Below are 14,148 nucleotides of genomic sequence, written 5' to 3'. Positions count from 1 at the left end.
CTTATGCAACACTACTTAGTACGCGTTGCCGAGTACGGAATGTCGGGGGCTATAAGGCATCTACGCAGCCAGTACCGGACCGAAGCTGTTTCCTATCTGAGTGCCCCGTTGTTTTCAATCCATCAACGCTACGCGCTTATCAGGGTAACGCTGGATTTGGGCGCTGGCTGTGGCACTGGCAACACTGTCAGTCTGCTGATGGAGCAACGCAAGAGGCAGTGGCGGCCACGGCGGGAAATATGGCAGTAAGGCTATGGGACTGGACAGCGTTGAACTGATTTATGAGGTAGAAGGCTACTTTCAGGTAGCTATTTCCGACCACCTCGCCGAAACCATTAGTACCGTAGGCGACTTTGCGGCTGCTGTAACGCGCCTTCAGAACCTGCCGCCTAATGCCGGCCGCACGGCTGTCCACGCCGAACAGTTAGCCAAAATGATGCGCTTTCTGCGGCGGCAGTTTCCGGATATAACGGCGGCTACCCCGCTCCAGGAAATCGGGTTATTAAGGCCGGATGAGATGGTACGGCCGCAACTGGCAGACCACTTAAGCCTGATTCTACCTTCGGTACCAACAATGGTTGGGCCAGCTTCGGCTGGTTGGCTGCAACGGCTGTTCGGACTCAACTACCCGCCGCCGGTTCCGCCCGCCTGGCCCCGTGCTACTCTGGCGGAGTTCTGCGACTGGCTGCTTGCCCAAAACTACCAGCAACTACTACCCGTACCAGCCACTCTATATGAGGTGCAGCAGGCTATTATTGGACTTACGTCCGAAAAATGCGGCATCAACGTGGCGGAAATTCAGCTAACGGACAGCTTTACCAGCGACCTGGGCATAGATTAAGCTGACGCCGGGCATTACCACTCACTAACCTTCCCTGCTACCTCCCACACGAGCCAGTATGAGGATAATAGCAGCGCCTGCCGCCTTACCGCAGTTCATCGAAAGCGTACTGCCCGCTGCTCCAGAACTCGTCCAAAGCCACCAGCCGGGGCTTGAAGAAGGAAATGAGTTGGGGCCAGTCGTCGCGGTTGAACAGGTTGGCGGGGCGCAGCTCCTGGTAGATGCGGGCCAGTGGCTGGCCGCTTTCATTGAGGGCTTCGGGCTCCCAGGTCCAGGCTTCGCCGGTAGCTTCCTCCAGCATCGTTCGCAGTTCCCGGAACTGCTCGAAGAACAGCTCCCGCAGGTCTTCGTCGGGGTGCGTTATTTCGATGCCAACGGTAGCGTGGCGGTTGTCGGCGTGCAGGCGGAAGTACACATGCTTGAGGCCGGTTTTGTAGTTCATCCAGTTCACTGGCCCGCCGTCGGCCGAGGGTACGGGCTGCATGTACTGGCCCAGCGTGGTCCAGAAAGCCTGGCGAAGCTGGGTGGCTTCGGTTTTGCTATACATAGGGGTGCAAAGGTAACGAGCCGGCAACGTGAGCCAGCCGAATCCGGACAAACGCGCCCAACGGTGGCGGGTTGTGCAAACCGGCGCGACCCAAACCCGTTTTGCTGCGTAGTTTAGGGCCTCACTACGCCTCCTGTTCATGTCCGATTCTGCCCCCGCCAATGCTCTGGTGCTGCTCGAATGCCTCGTGGCCGGCACCACCCACCGCCCCGGTCTGCGCGAGTTCGAGCCGCAACTGCAGCCCGGCCAGATGCTGGCCCTCACCCGCGAAGCCGACAGTTCCTATGACGACTGGGCCGTGCGTGTGCTTACGGCTGGTTCCGGCGAAACCTTCTGGCTGGGCTATCTGCCCGAGGGCCGCAACGAAACCGTCGCCCGCCTGCTCGATGCCGGCTACCCGCTCTCGGCCCGCCTCACCCACAAAGCCTGGGAAGACGAATGGCTGCATCTGGAAATTGAAGTGCTGCTGGAGCGGTAAACGAGGATTAAAGAACGTCATTCAGAGCGCAGCGAAGAATCTCGCGTGCAATGGTAATCCTACCGTAAGGAATTACTTTGGCACGCGAGATTCTTCGCTGCGCTCTGAATGACGTTCTTATACAGTTCAACGCCTACAGCAAATCGGCCAGGGCCAGCACTTGCTGGCGGGCCAGGGCTATTTCGGGGTGGTCGGGGAAATGTTGCTGCACCCACTGCGTAAAGCCGCCGACGATGCTACCCACGGCCTCGCGGTTGCTGGCCGGAGCCGGCTCGCTGGCCCGCCGCTCCTCCTCCGACAGGGTCGGAAAGGCGTCTTCCAGCCCTATCTGGCTCATCAAATCCGACACGAACACCATGCCGCACACCTGCAGGGCCTGGTAGAGCTGCACCACTTCGGGCATACTGAGCGGCAGCGGCGCGTGGGCCTGGGCATGGCCGAGCCGGGCAATCAGTGGCTCCAGCGCCGGAGGCTGCAGGTGGGGTAGCCTGGAAACGGCCTGCGCAAACGGGTGGTCGGTATCCTGCGGCAGGCTAACGGCCAGTAGCAGCGCCAGGCGCATAATGTGCAGCTGCGGCGGCAACGGCCGCAGCTCAGCCACGGGCCGCGCCGCCAGCTGCCCGGCCAGGAATGCAGCAAATGCCTCCTCAACTGCCAGCCGGTGCAGCCCCAGTGAAGCCGTGCCTGCCGGGGCGGCTACGTGCTCTTCCAACTGCCCCAGAAAGGCCTCGCTCAGCTGCTGGCAGTAGGCGAGCAGCTGGCCCAACTGCTCCTCGGTAATCCCCATGGCCTGCCGCACATAAGCCAGTACCGGCGCGGCCAGGCTGGTTTCCAGTGTGAGGCCACCTAGCAGCAGCAGGTGGTACACGGCCAGTGGCTCCTGCCGCAGCGCAGCCAGCAGTTGCGCGTGGCTGGCAATACAGTTAAGTCGGTGCACGGTAGTTACATCGAGGCCGGTAAGCTGGTGCAGGCGGGTGGTGGCGGGTGTGGCGGGCCGGCTCAGCAGCTCCAGCGCGGCCATACCATGCAGGTTCAGGGTGTGGGTGAGTTGGGCGTAGAAATCGGCGGGCAGAGTATCGAGCCAGGAATCGGAAGGGGCCATAAGCGAGGCAGCGGGTTGAGGCCGCAAGGTACGCCGCTGGCCCCGGCAAAGCGGGTAAATGCCGCTGCTGCGCCCAGCTTTGCTAAGGATATTAGTTGTATTCGAGATGCCAACTATTTTTTGCTAAAAAAGGCACCAAGGCCGGCGGCAAAGTGTTACCTTTCGACACGCTGAATTATTGCCAGACTTATGCGCGAACCGCTCCTGACGGGTGACACCGGACACTACGATGCCACCGATAAAGATATTGACAAGGCCCTGCGGCCGCTTTCCTTCGACGACTTCGCCGGCCAGGATAAGGTGGTGGAAAACCTGAAAGTGTTTGTGGCCGCCGCCAAGCGCCGCGGCGACGCCCTCGACCACGTGCTGCTGCACGGCCCTCCCGGCCTGGGCAAAACCACGCTCTCGCACATCATCGCCAATGAGCTCGAAGCGGGCATCAAGATGACCTCGGGTCCGGTGCTCGACAAGCCCTCCGACCTGGCCGGCCTGCTCACCAACTTGGAGCCCCACGATGTGCTTTTTATCGATGAGATTCATCGCCTGAACCCGGTAGTGGAAGAGTACCTGTACTCGGCCATGGAGGACTACCGCATCGACATCATGCTCGACAGTGGCCCTAACGCCCGCTCGGTGCAGATTTCGCTTTCGCCCTTTACCCTCATCGGGGCCACCACGCGCTCGGGCATGCTTACAGCCCCATTGCGGGCCCGGTTCGGCATCAGTTCCCGCCTGGAGTACTACGATGCCAAACTGCTGACCAGCATTGTGGGGCGCTCGGCCGAAATCCTGGCCACGCCCATCGAGGATGAGGCGGCCTACGAAATTGCCCGCCGCTCGCGCGGCACGCCGCGTATTGCCAACAACCTGCTGCGCCGCACCCGCGACTTCGCCCAGATTAAAGGTACCGGCACCATTACGCAGGATATTGCCCAGTTCGCGCTGGCCGCCCTCGACGTCGACGCCCGTGGCCTCGACGACATGGATAAGCGCATTCTGACCACCATCATCGACAAGTTCAAAGGCGGGCCGGTTGGCATCAGCACCATTGCCACGGCCTGCGGCGAAGAAGGCGAGACTATTGAGGAGGTGTACGAGCCCTTCCTGATTCAGGAGGGCTACCTTAAGCGCACCAGCCGCGGCCGCGAGGCAACGGAGGCCGCTTATGAGCACCTGGGCCGGCCGATGCCGCAGCACCTGCGCGGCAACGCATCTACTGGCGAGCTGTTCAGTTAGAAGTATTCCTTTATAGCAATTAAAGTAAAGGGCCCCCGGACGAACTGTTCAGGGGCCCTTTGCTTTGGCTGCCTGCACAGGCGCGGGTGGTGACCCGGGGGGAAATAATGATAGAAGAGATTTTTTATTGATTATCAATAAATTTTTATCGATAATTGTATAAGTAAGGAGCTTTTGTACGCTGCATGAGTGAGCTTGCTTTTTAGTGCCATATCAAACCATTCATATGAAGCTCAAGTCCACGTTTGTTCTACAACTCATGCATGGCGTATTCTGGGTCGTGTTTATTGGGTTCTGCATCCAGGCAGGTACCTTGTTAATTGCCTTTTTCGTTAGCCTGTTCATTAAGCCAACGGGGGCGCACGACCTGTATATGGGGCTGGATCTGTCCGAGCTGAAAAGCTTTAGTGCCAGGCACTACGCTGGAGTTGTTTCGTTCACCGCGTATTTTCTGGCTTTAAAGGCATATATGGCGTATTTGGTCCTCCAGATCTTCCGCAAAATGGACTTTGCTACGCCCTTCAGTTTGGCGGTGGCCTCGCTCATAACTAAAATCAGCCAAGTAGCTTTGCAGGCTGGGGTGCTGGCGCTAATTGCCAATGCGTATTGCAAATGGCTGACAAAGACCGGGGTGGCAGTACCTGTGGCCTGGTCCGGCGGGGAATTGCTGTTTTTGGCCGGCATTATATTTATTATCGCGCAGGTGTTTCAACGAGGGGTTGACATCCAGGCTGAACACGAGTTGACTGTGTAGCTAATGTCGATAGTTGTAAACCTAGACGTCATGATGGCCAAGCGCAAAATGACGCTGAATGAGCTTTCCGAAAGGGTAGATCTAACATTGGCTAACCTCTCTATCTTGAAAACCGGTAAAGCCAAAGCGGTGCGTTTCAGTACGTTGGAAGCTATTTGCAAAGCCTTGGACTGTCAGCCAGGCGACATCCTGGAATGTCGGTAATTCGGGTAGCTGAAACTGATTGGGCTGTCCGAGGCGTTGGCACGTTCATGGTGTGCTGGCTTTGTGGCCGGCAAATAGATGGGGCGCTGGGGCGCTGGCGACGTCGAGAACACGAGTATTGCCTTCACGGCCACCGGCAACAGTTTCGGGCTGGCTATCGGCGTGTTCGGCCTGACCTCGGGCCAGGCCTTTGCCGACGTTATCGGGCCACTCATCGAAGTGCCCACCCTGGTTGCCCTGGTACACGTAACGCTCTGGCTACGCCACCGCTGGTAAGCTTACTTACTCGCAAATACAGGTGGCTGGCTTCCTGGCCACCCATGGAAATATACAAGTTGGCAGAAGGCTGCTACATGCACTGGCTGCAGCTTTCGGGGCACTTATTGTTCCGCTCAGGCAGGAAAGTACCCGAAAAGTCGGCGAAATCATTCAGCCGCACGTTCAAGCGGAATACCTAAATTGCCTCTTCAATAATGGATGCATATGGTGCTGGCGCTTCCCTGATACCGGGGCACCGGTACCAATATTTCCTTCTGTTATCTGTACCTGGCACTTTTAGCCTCTTGCTCTAACCACCTGTTGCTCATGTCTGCTGCCTCCCGGCTTTACTTCAACAACCCTGTGGGGAGGGTTATGGAACACCCCGAGGGGTATGCCCATATTATTTACGAACCCGGACTTCGCCGACTCGACCACCTGCAGTCCTTTCTTACCCATACTGGCAAGTTGCTGGGGCTGCGGGGCTGGAACAGGCTTCTGGGCGACCAGCGGCTGATGACGCCCTTTACGCCCGGGGAAAGTGAATGGATTGTTGATTACTGGCTTACGGCCGAACAGCGGGGCATTCCTCGCATTTATGGCGCTGTATTGCTTCCCGAAGATGATATTGCCCGTCTTTCTGTCAGCCAACTCATGACTGAGGCCCACGTGGCCGCGCTCACCTACCGCATGTTCGATTCGGAGGCGGCGGCGCAGCAATGGCTGCGGCAGGTGTTGTAAGCACCCGATGGCTGCATTGGCCTATTGGCTCAAACGAGCCGGGTGCATGATGGAATAGCATAGGAAGCTATTTACAGCTTTTGTTGCCCGCGCAAATCAGCGTACCCATTCTTCAATCTTGCTCTAACCCAACGTGGCTGAGGCCATAAACCTGCCACCACCACCTAGTTTGTAATGGCCAGCCGCATCCTGTACGACTCACCTGCCCTGACTATTTCCGTTAACTACCTCGACGACTGGCTGTACCTTGACTGGCACGGCCAGCTCGATGACGAAGCTATTGTGCCCGGAGCGCTTAAGCTGCTTGAATTGTTGAAGCAGGAGCGTTGCGCTAAAATACTCAACGATAATACCCACGTGTCGGGTCTGTGGGCCGATGCGGCTAAGTGGGGCGGCAACGTGATTTTTCCGCAGCTTCATGCCGCCGGCTGCCGCTACTTTTCGTGGGTACACTCGCCCGAGCGATACAGCCAGCTTTCGGCTGAGTTGGCTATGCAGCAAACCTCCGCCGGTATTACTTTTATGTCCTTCCAAGACCTGCCTACGGCCGCCGCATGGCTTCGTCGTATGTAAGTGTAAGTAAAGGCGTGTTGCCTGCTTTGTTTCTCGTTTCTGCGTCATGACTCTCCCTCTTCCCGCCCCCGGTACGTTCTATCATCTGTGGCAACTGCCCGAGCATTACATGTTGGTGGCACCCGACCACACCATTCTGGACGCCAGCAACCTATACCTGACTACCACACTGCTGGAACGCGCCAACATTGTAGGCCGCAACGTATTCGATGTTTTCCCGCGCGAAGAGCAGAGCGAGTGGCAAGTGCTTTTCAATTCGCTTGAATATGTGCGCCAGCACGCCACGTCTCACACAATGCCCCGCATCCGCTACGACCTGCAGCTCCCAACTGACCAGGGTGGCGGCCTGGAGGAGCGGTACTGGCAGACGACCAACTACCCCCAGTTCGACGACCAGGGCCAGCTTCAGACGATTCTGCTCAAAACAGAAGATGTAACCGCGCAGCATCGCGCCGAGCAGCAGGCCCAGGCCGTAGAGCGCGAACTGCTCGAAAGTCAGCAACGAACCCGCTTTATCCTGGAGTCGCTGCCCGTTATGGTCTGGACTACCCAGCCCGACGGGGCGGCCGACTACTTCAACCAGCGCTGGCTCAATTTTACGGGCAAGCAAATGGAGGCCGAAACCGATTTCGGTTGGCTTGACGGCGTACATCCCGACGACCGCGCCAGTGCGGCCGCGGCCTGGCGCGGAGCCTACGAGTCGGGGGAAGCGTACCAGACCGAATACCGCCTGCGTTGCGCCGATGGCGACTACCGCTGGGTACTGGCCCGCGGCATCCCGCGTCGTAATGCCGAGGGTGCCGTAACCATGTGGGTAGGCTGCAGCGTCGATATTCAGGATCAGAAGCTGATGGTACTGGAACTACTGCAGGCCAGCGAAGAGCAGGCAGTGCTTTCCGATCAGGCGTACCAAGCCTACCAGCTCGCCCACTCGCAGCGCGAAACGTTTTATGCGCTGTTTCAGCAGGCGCCCGCCCTCATTGGCATTGCCCGCGGGCCGCAACACATATTCGAGTTTGCCAACCCGCCTTATTATGAGCTGTTCGCTACCGACGACCTCATTGGGCGCTCTGTGGTGGAGGTGGTACCCGAGGCCGTCGAACAGGGCTATGTTGCGCTGCTCGACAACGTGTACCAGACAGGCGAGCCGTTCTTTGGCAAGCAGATGCCGCTGCAACTCCACCGGCGGGCTACGGGCCAGATCGAGGAACGGTATTTCGACTTCTCTTACCAGGCACTGCGTGAAAAAGGACAGATTGTGGGTGTAATCGGCTTTGCTTTCGATGTAACGGAACTTGTAACGGCCCGCCATAAGTTAGAAGGCCTGCTAACACCGCCCCCGGCTGCTTCCTAGGTAAGTAAGTGTGCTCCCCAAGTTTTGCTCACTTCCTCACCCATGGATCTTACGACTCTTGATATTCAGCAGGCCCGCATTAAACAGATTCTGTTTAAGTCGCAGCTGCGTTCGGTGCTTTACGGAGTGCGCGAGGCCGATGAGAACCTGTTCTCACCGCAAAACAACGCGCTGGGCTTATGGCTGAGCACCGAGGTAAAGCCTCGCTACCCCAACCGGCCCGAAGTGCGCGAAGCCGAGCGCCTGCTCCAGCACCTGCTGGCTACAGGCCGCGAGCTGGCGGCGCAGTACCGCCAAGGCCAGATTGACGAAGCCCGCCGGGGCCTGACGCGCATTGAGCAGGTTGGCGAAGAGCTGGTTGCCGTGTTGCAGCGCCTCAGTACGCAACCGCCAAAGCTGGCCGCTTAAACCCGAAGCATGAGACAGGCAGCAGTCAGCAGTTAGGCTTTAAGCGCTAGCTGCTGCCGGAGCTCATGGAGTTGCCGCTCGTTTTCTTGAGCAGCCTGCCGGGCGGCTAGTCGCAGCTCAATCTCATCCATCACAATAGCCGCCATATCCTGCAGAATCAGCTTCTGGTTTTCGTTCAGGTAGCGCTGCTTCTGGTCGATGAGGCAGAAAGTGCCCAACCGGTAGCCATCGTGAGTTCGTAGCGGAGCGGCGGCGTAGAACTGGAGGCCAAATTCGCCCGCTACCAGTGGGTTGGTAAGGGTGCGCGGGTCGTTGCGGGCGTTTTCTACAATATATACCTCATCGGAGAGGATGGCCGAGTCGCACAGGCCACCGCCCCGGTCAATCTGCTCGGCATCTACGCCGTGGCGCGACTTAAACCAGATCCGGTCCTCATCAACCAGACTGATGATGGCAATGGGCATGTTAAACACCCGGGCTGCGAGTTCTGCTAGGCGATTCAGGCTACCATCCTGGGGCGTGTCGAGGATGTTGTAGCGCCTTAACGCCTGCAGACGCGCTGCTTCGACGGTAGCTTCGGGCTGAGTTGACATAGCAGGTATAGTTGGCATAGCAGAAGGAATTTACCAATAATACGTGTAATTATTTGTGCCAGCAGCTGTTGGACCGGTTCTGGCATAATCAGACCTGTCCAGCAGGCCGGCGCAATATGGCTGGTTTACAGAAGTTAAAAGCGCCAGCGGACGAAGGCTTCCATGGCCTCGTAGTTGGCCATGCCCAGGCGTAGGTACTGCCGGGCCGTTTCGTGGTTGCGGTGCTCGGCGCGCACCCAGAACTCGCGCGCGTCGTCGCCGGGGAAAACGGGCGTATCCTTCTGGCTCTGGTGCTTGAAAATGGCGTTGCGCTTGCGCAGCACTTCCTGCGGCGACAGGGGCACGGCCATTTCAATCTCATGCACCGGAAACTCATGCCAGGCTCCGCGGTACATCCATACCCAGCAGTCGGCCACCCAGCTCTCGGTGGTTTTCAGCCGGCGCAGGGCTTCGGCCACGATGTTGAAACAGACGATGTGCGTACCGTTGGGGTCGGCAAAGTCGCCGGCCAGAAACACCTGGTGCGGCTTTATCTGCTGCAACAGTTGCATGGTCAGCGCAATGTCGTCGTCGGTTACCGGGTGCTTCACCGTCTTGCCCGATTCGTAGAAGGGCAGGGCCTGGAAGTGGATGTGGCTGTCGGGCAGGCCGGCGTAGCGGGCGCCGGCAATGGCCTCGCTCTTGCGGATGTAGCTCTTGACGTTGCGAATCTCCTGCGGGTCGACCTCGTTGGGCTGCTTGCGGGCGATAAAGGCGCGCATCTGCTCGTACACGCGCAGCAGCTCCTGGCCGTCGCGGCCCAGGCTGCGCTCCAGGTCAATGGCGAATTCCATGTAGCGCAGCACGTCATCGTCCCACACGGCCGTGTTGCCGCTCGTCTGGTAGGCTACATGCACCTCGTGGCCCTGGTCGATGAGGCGGATAAAGGTGCCGCCCATCGAAATGACGTCGTCGTCGGGGTGGGGCGAGAAAATGAGGCTGCGCTTTGTTTCGGGCAGCGCCCGCTCGGGCCGCTGCGCGTCGTCGGCGCCGGGCTTGCCGCCGGGCCAGCCCGTAATCGTGTGCTGCAGCTGGTTGAAGATGGCAATGTTGATGTCGTAGGCCGGACCCCGCTCGGTGACCAGCTCGGCCATGCCGTTGGTGTTGTAGTCTTCTTCGGTGAGCTTAAGAATAGGCTTGCCCAAGGTGTTGGACAGCCAGATAACAGCCTTCTTGATCAGCTGCTCGCTCCACACGCAGTCCTTCACCAGCCAGGGCGTATCGAAGCGCGTGAGCTCGGCGGCGGCGGCCTCATCGAGCACGAACTCCACGTTGCCCGCCAGCTGCAGGTAGGTGGCTGGCACCTCGCCCGACACGTCGCCCTCCACCGCCTTCTTTATAATGGGTGCCTTCTTGCCGCTCCAGGCCAGCAGCACAATCTCGCGCGCCTTAAAAATAGTGCCGATGCCCATGGTGATGGCCTTGCGCGGCACGTTCTCTTTGCCACCAAACTCGCGGGAGGCGTCGCGGCGCGTCAGATCGTCGAGCGTGACCAGGCGCGTGCCCGAGTTGGGGGCTGAGCCGGGCTCGTTGAAGCCCACGTGGCCCGTGCGGCCGATGCCGAGCAGCTGCAAATCCAGCCCGCCCGCTTCTTCAATCTGCTGCTCGTAGCGCAGGCAGAAGTCGGCTACGTCTTCGGGGGCCAGCGTGCCGTCGGGGATGTGGATGTTTTCGGATCGAATGTCAATCTGGTCGAACAGGTGCTCGTGCATAAACGTCACGTAGCTCTGGGGCGCCGTAGGTGCCATCGGGTAATACTCGTCGAGGTTGAAGGTGACGACGTTGGCAAAGCTGAGCCCCTCTTCCTTGTGCAGGCGCACCAGCTCGGCGTACACCTGCACCGGCGTGGCCCCGGTGGCCAGCCCCAGCACGGCCTGCTCGCCACGCTGCTGCTTGCGCCGGATCAGGGCGGCAATGCGCGCCGCCACCTGCACCGAAGCCAGCTGCGGGCTGGGGAAAACAGTAACGGGCTGCTTTTCGAAGCGCGTTTCTTCCAGCAGATTAAGCCGGGTTGTAACGGGAGCAGTCGGGTTTGCCATCGGGCCGGGGGTAAAAAGTGACTAAGCAAGTGCAGTACTTGTGCAATCAGGTTCGCGCTATTATGTCTGAGAACCTTTTGCGTAAGTGCCGGCTCAATAAAGCAAAAGCTTTCTGGTAAGCGAAACGCCGGCCTTGAAAACTTACTGAAAGCCCGGGCTGGCCTGCATGGCCTGCAGAAAAAAGCAGGGGTGGCTGGGTCAGGAGGGCCACAAGCATGCCCCAAAATGCGGATGTAGCTATGCGCTTCTTATTCGCCCAGCCCAGGCAGGTTCCGCCCCCGAAGGTGCCGCCAAATACCCTGCTCCCAATATCGTTTAGCCGATTAACTATTGGGCAGTGGCGGCAGGGTAGGGCCGGTGGAGGGTAGGCATGGGAGCAAGAGATAATAGGACAACGCGGCGGGTGGGCATCTGCCTGTTTCCGTAGCTAATCTGCTTCCGGCCGGCCGCTGAATCCACAATCGGCTGTGCATTCGGTTAGTCAGTGTGTAGTACTGGTTCGTTGGTAAAATGAATTGATTAACAAGTGGTTGACTTGGTTTAGGTGTAAAATATAGTATATTAGATAATGCTATTATACCTGCCGGTGTTGGCGTAGCATAATGGGCATGTATGGCGCGGGCGGGCGAGGCAGCAGCCTGGTATATCTAGATACCTTTTCAACCCTTTGCTATGACCAACATTGTACAGGACTGGACCGAGTTGCTGCTTGATGCCATCCGCCTCACCAAACCCGGGCCGCCCATGGTGGCGCGCTCCATTGCCATTGTGTATACCTGCATCTACGATGCCTGGGCTGCCTACGATTCGGTAGCCAACCTTACCCGAACCGATTTTGCGGCTACTGCCCCGGGTAACGCAGCCAACGTAGCTACCTCAGTTCATTTTGCGGCCTACCGCGCGCTGGTCGATCAATATCCGAAGGCTAAAAACGCGCTGGATGCGAAAATGACGTTGCTCGGGCTTTCTATCTCCGATACCACCCTTAGTGTAAGCTCGCCGGTGGGCGTGGGTAACAAGGCCGCCAAGCAGGTGCTCACGTTCCGGCAGACGGATGGGGCCAACGAGGCCGGTAACTACGCCGATACATCGGGCTATATGCCGGTGAACAACCCCATCCGGCCGTTTTTCGCTACCACCGAGGACATCCCTTTTCCCGACCGATGGCAGCCGCTGACCTACCTCGACGATGATAACCGGCCGGCTACGCCTTCCTACATCGGGGCCCACTGGGGAGAAGTTACTCCATTCGCCCTTACCAGCAGCAGCCAGTTCCGGCCCGTTCCGCCCCAACTCATTACGTCGCAGGGTTTCCTGGAGCAGGCCCGCCACGTTATAGATGTGCAGGCCAACCTGACGCCCAAACAAAAGGTGATGGCCGAATACTGGGCCGACGGCCCGCGCTCCGAATTGCCCCCGGGCCATTGGCTGATACTAGCCACGTTTGTCGTGGAGCGTGACCGGCTAAATTTAGCGGAAACCATAAAGCTGTTTTTTGCCCTTTCGAATGCCGTGTTCGATGCCTCCATTGCGACCTGGGAGGCCAAACGGTTCTACGACTACTGCCGGCCCATCACGGCAATTCGGTATCTGTTCCGGGGCAAAACCATCAAGGCCTGGGGCGGGGCCGGCAAGGGCGTCATCAACATGCCCGGGGAACTGTGGCGGCCGTTTCAGGTGGATAACTTTCCTACCCCACCCTTTTCGGAGTATGTTTCGGGGCACAGTACATTTAGTATGGCCGCCGCCACCGTGCTGAAAGCCTACACCGGCAGCGACGAGTTCGGCTACTTCTATATGCAGCGCAAACCGCTGGCCGCCGATCCGCACGAGGAAGTGCTGGGCATCCTGCTGAGCTGGAACACGTTCCGCGACGCGGCGCTCGATGCCGGCGAATCCCGCATCTACGGTGGTATCCACTTTTATGAGGGCAACGTGTCGGGGCTGGAGCTGGGCAAAAAGGTGGGTGCCAACGCTTTCGAAAAAGCCAGGGCCTACTGGACGGGCACCGTATAGCCGGCCGGTGGGGCGGCGGGATTAAGGAAAAGCCGAATTATCGGCTCGCTGAAACTTGTGCGGCGCAACAGAGTTATAGGGCACAGTTTTCGGGGGCAGCGGCTGCAACGGCATTGCTCCCGAATGGCATCCTTCTCACTCAACAGCAACCAACAACAAGCCCCTATGAAATCCACCTTCCTGCTCACAGCCGCGCTGGCTGTTTTCGCGGTTCAGGCGCAGGCCCAAACGGCCGCCGCGCCCCTGGCGGCCCCCGACCAGATTGCCACCAAAAAAGGCCCGCTTACGGTGCAGCCCATCACGCATGGCAGCGTAGTATTCACCTGGAATGGGAAAACCATTTACGTGGACCCCTACGGCGGAGCCGAAGCCTATGCCGGACTGGCCGCGCCCGATGTAATCCTGATTACCGACATCCACGGCGACCACCTCGACCCCAAAACGCTGGCGGGCCTTTCGGTGGGTAAAGCCCTGATGGTAGTGCCCAAAGCGGTAGCCGAAAAGCTGCCCGCTGAGTACCAAGCGCAGGTACGCATTCTCAACAACGGCCAGCGCCTCGACACACTGGGCATGTCGGTTTCGGCCGTGGCCATGTACAACCTGCCTGAAGCGGCCGATGCCATGCACACCAAGGGCCGGGGCAATGGCTACGTGCTGAACCTGGGCGGCAAAAACGTGTACCTCTCGGGTGACACCGAGGACGTTGCCGAAATGCGCGCCCTCAAGAACATCGATGTGGCTTTTGTGTGCATGAACCTGCCCTACACCATGGATGCTGACCAAGCCGCCCAGGGCGTGCTGGCCTTCAAGCCAGGCATTGTGTATCCTTACCACTACCGGGGCCAGAATGGCCTAAGCGACGTAGACGGCTTCAAGAAGACCGTGACGACGGCTAACAAGAAGATAGACGTACGGCTGCGTAACTGGTACCCGGCCGCCAAGTAGGTCCGCCTACTGGTTCTCAC

General features: G+C 58.9%; 15 protein-coding genes and 1 pseudogene. 12 read left to right on the top strand and 4 right to left on the bottom strand.

Annotated features, from left to right (window positions below):
* Window positions 1-253 precede the first annotated feature (253 nt).
* Complete coding sequence (locus J7E24_RS06500; RefSeq protein WP_215136352.1) at window positions 254-841, top strand: hypothetical protein; 588 nt, start codon at window positions 254-256, stop codon at window positions 839-841.
* A gap of 85 nt (window positions 842-926) precedes the next feature.
* Here the strand turns inward: J7E24_RS06500 and J7E24_RS06495 are convergent, their stop codons facing one another.
* Window positions 927-1,388, bottom strand: coding sequence for a DUF4268 domain-containing protein (locus J7E24_RS06495; RefSeq protein ID WP_215136350.1), 462 nt, complete (start codon window positions 1,386-1,388; stop codon window positions 927-929).
* A gap of 139 nt (window positions 1,389-1,527) precedes the next feature.
* On the opposite strand from J7E24_RS06495, the gene J7E24_RS06490 reads away from it, so the two are divergent.
* On the top strand, window positions 1,528-1,866 hold the full coding sequence (locus J7E24_RS06490; RefSeq protein ID WP_215136349.1) for an HIRAN domain-containing protein: 339 nt from the start codon (window positions 1,528-1,530) through the stop codon (window positions 1,864-1,866).
* A 133-nt stretch (window positions 1,867-1,999) separates the two neighbouring features.
* Here J7E24_RS06490 and J7E24_RS06485 read toward each other — a convergent pair whose 3' ends face one another.
* Complete coding sequence (locus J7E24_RS06485) at window positions 2,000-2,968, bottom strand: hypothetical protein (RefSeq protein ID WP_215136347.1); 969 nt, start codon at window positions 2,966-2,968, stop codon at window positions 2,000-2,002.
* A 189-nt stretch (window positions 2,969-3,157) separates the two neighbouring features.
* Here J7E24_RS06485 and ruvB point away from each other — a divergent pair, with 189 nt between their 5' ends.
* The 8 genes and pseudogenes from ruvB to J7E24_RS06445 all read left to right on the top strand — a co-directional run bounded on the left by ruvB (window position 3,158) and on the right by J7E24_RS06445 (window position 8,496).
* The gene (gene ruvB / locus J7E24_RS06480) at window positions 3,158-4,204 is read left to right on the top strand and encodes a Holliday junction branch migration DNA helicase RuvB (protein WP_215136344.1); all 1,047 of its coding nucleotides are present in this window, start codon (window positions 3,158-3,160) and stop codon (window positions 4,202-4,204) included.
* Window positions 4,205-4,430: 226 nt separating this feature from the next.
* A complete protein-coding gene (locus J7E24_RS06475; protein ID WP_215136342.1) occupies window positions 4,431-4,958 on the top strand; it encodes a DUF2975 domain-containing protein in 528 nt (175 codons plus the stop codon).
* A gap of 3 nt (window positions 4,959-4,961) precedes the next feature.
* Entirely contained in the window at window positions 4,962-5,162 is a 201-nt protein-coding gene (locus J7E24_RS06470) for a helix-turn-helix domain-containing protein (protein WP_215136340.1), read from the top strand.
* A gap of 111 nt (window positions 5,163-5,273) precedes the next feature.
* A pseudogene (locus J7E24_RS06465) lies at window positions 5,274-5,438 on the top strand (arsenical-resistance protein); the annotation flags it as partial.
* A gap of 309 nt (window positions 5,439-5,747) precedes the next feature.
* Window positions 5,748-6,161: a hypothetical protein gene (locus J7E24_RS06460; protein ID WP_215136336.1), complete on the top strand. Its 414-nt coding sequence runs from the start codon at window positions 5,748-5,750 to the stop codon at window positions 6,159-6,161.
* 174 nt (window positions 6,162-6,335) lie between these two features.
* Window positions 6,336-6,734, top strand: coding sequence for a hypothetical protein (locus J7E24_RS06455; protein ID WP_215136334.1), 399 nt, complete (start codon window positions 6,336-6,338; stop codon window positions 6,732-6,734).
* 46 nt (window positions 6,735-6,780) lie between these two features.
* A complete protein-coding gene (locus tag J7E24_RS06450; protein WP_215136332.1) occupies window positions 6,781-8,088 on the top strand; it encodes a PAS domain-containing protein in 1,308 nt (435 codons plus the stop codon).
* 42 nt (window positions 8,089-8,130) lie between these two features.
* Window positions 8,131-8,496 (top strand): hypothetical protein, encoded by a 366-nt coding sequence (locus J7E24_RS06445; protein ID WP_215136330.1) that lies wholly within the window; start codon window positions 8,131-8,133, stop codon window positions 8,494-8,496.
* Window positions 8,497-8,528: 32 nt separating this feature from the next.
* Here the strand turns inward: J7E24_RS06445 and J7E24_RS06440 are convergent, their stop codons facing one another.
* Window positions 8,529-9,107: a GAF domain-containing protein gene (locus J7E24_RS06440; RefSeq protein ID WP_251047064.1), complete on the bottom strand. Its 579-nt coding sequence runs from the start codon at window positions 9,105-9,107 to the stop codon at window positions 8,529-8,531.
* 116 nt (window positions 9,108-9,223) lie between these two features.
* Entirely contained in the window at window positions 9,224-11,167 is a 1,944-nt protein-coding gene (gene nagB, locus J7E24_RS06435; protein WP_215136328.1) for a glucosamine-6-phosphate deaminase, read from the bottom strand.
* Between the two features lie 672 nt (window positions 11,168-11,839).
* Here nagB and J7E24_RS06430 point away from each other — a divergent pair.
* Window positions 11,840-13,183 carry a vanadium-dependent haloperoxidase gene (locus tag J7E24_RS06430; RefSeq protein ID WP_215136326.1) on the top strand — a complete coding sequence of 448 codons (1,344 nt, stop codon included), beginning with the start codon at window positions 11,840-11,842 and terminating at the stop codon, window positions 13,181-13,183.
* Between the two features lie 165 nt (window positions 13,184-13,348).
* Window positions 13,349-14,128, top strand: coding sequence for an MBL fold metallo-hydrolase (locus J7E24_RS06425; protein ID WP_215136324.1), 780 nt, complete (start codon window positions 13,349-13,351; stop codon window positions 14,126-14,128).
* The last annotated feature ends 20 nt before the right edge of the window (window positions 14,129-14,148 follow it).

This window comes from Hymenobacter sp. ISL-91 (assembly GCF_018613725.1).
In the GTDB taxonomy this organism is placed as follows: Bacteria; Bacteroidota; Bacteroidia; order Cytophagales; family Hymenobacteraceae; genus Hymenobacter.
This window is presented reverse-complemented; position numbering and strand designations above follow the sequence as displayed.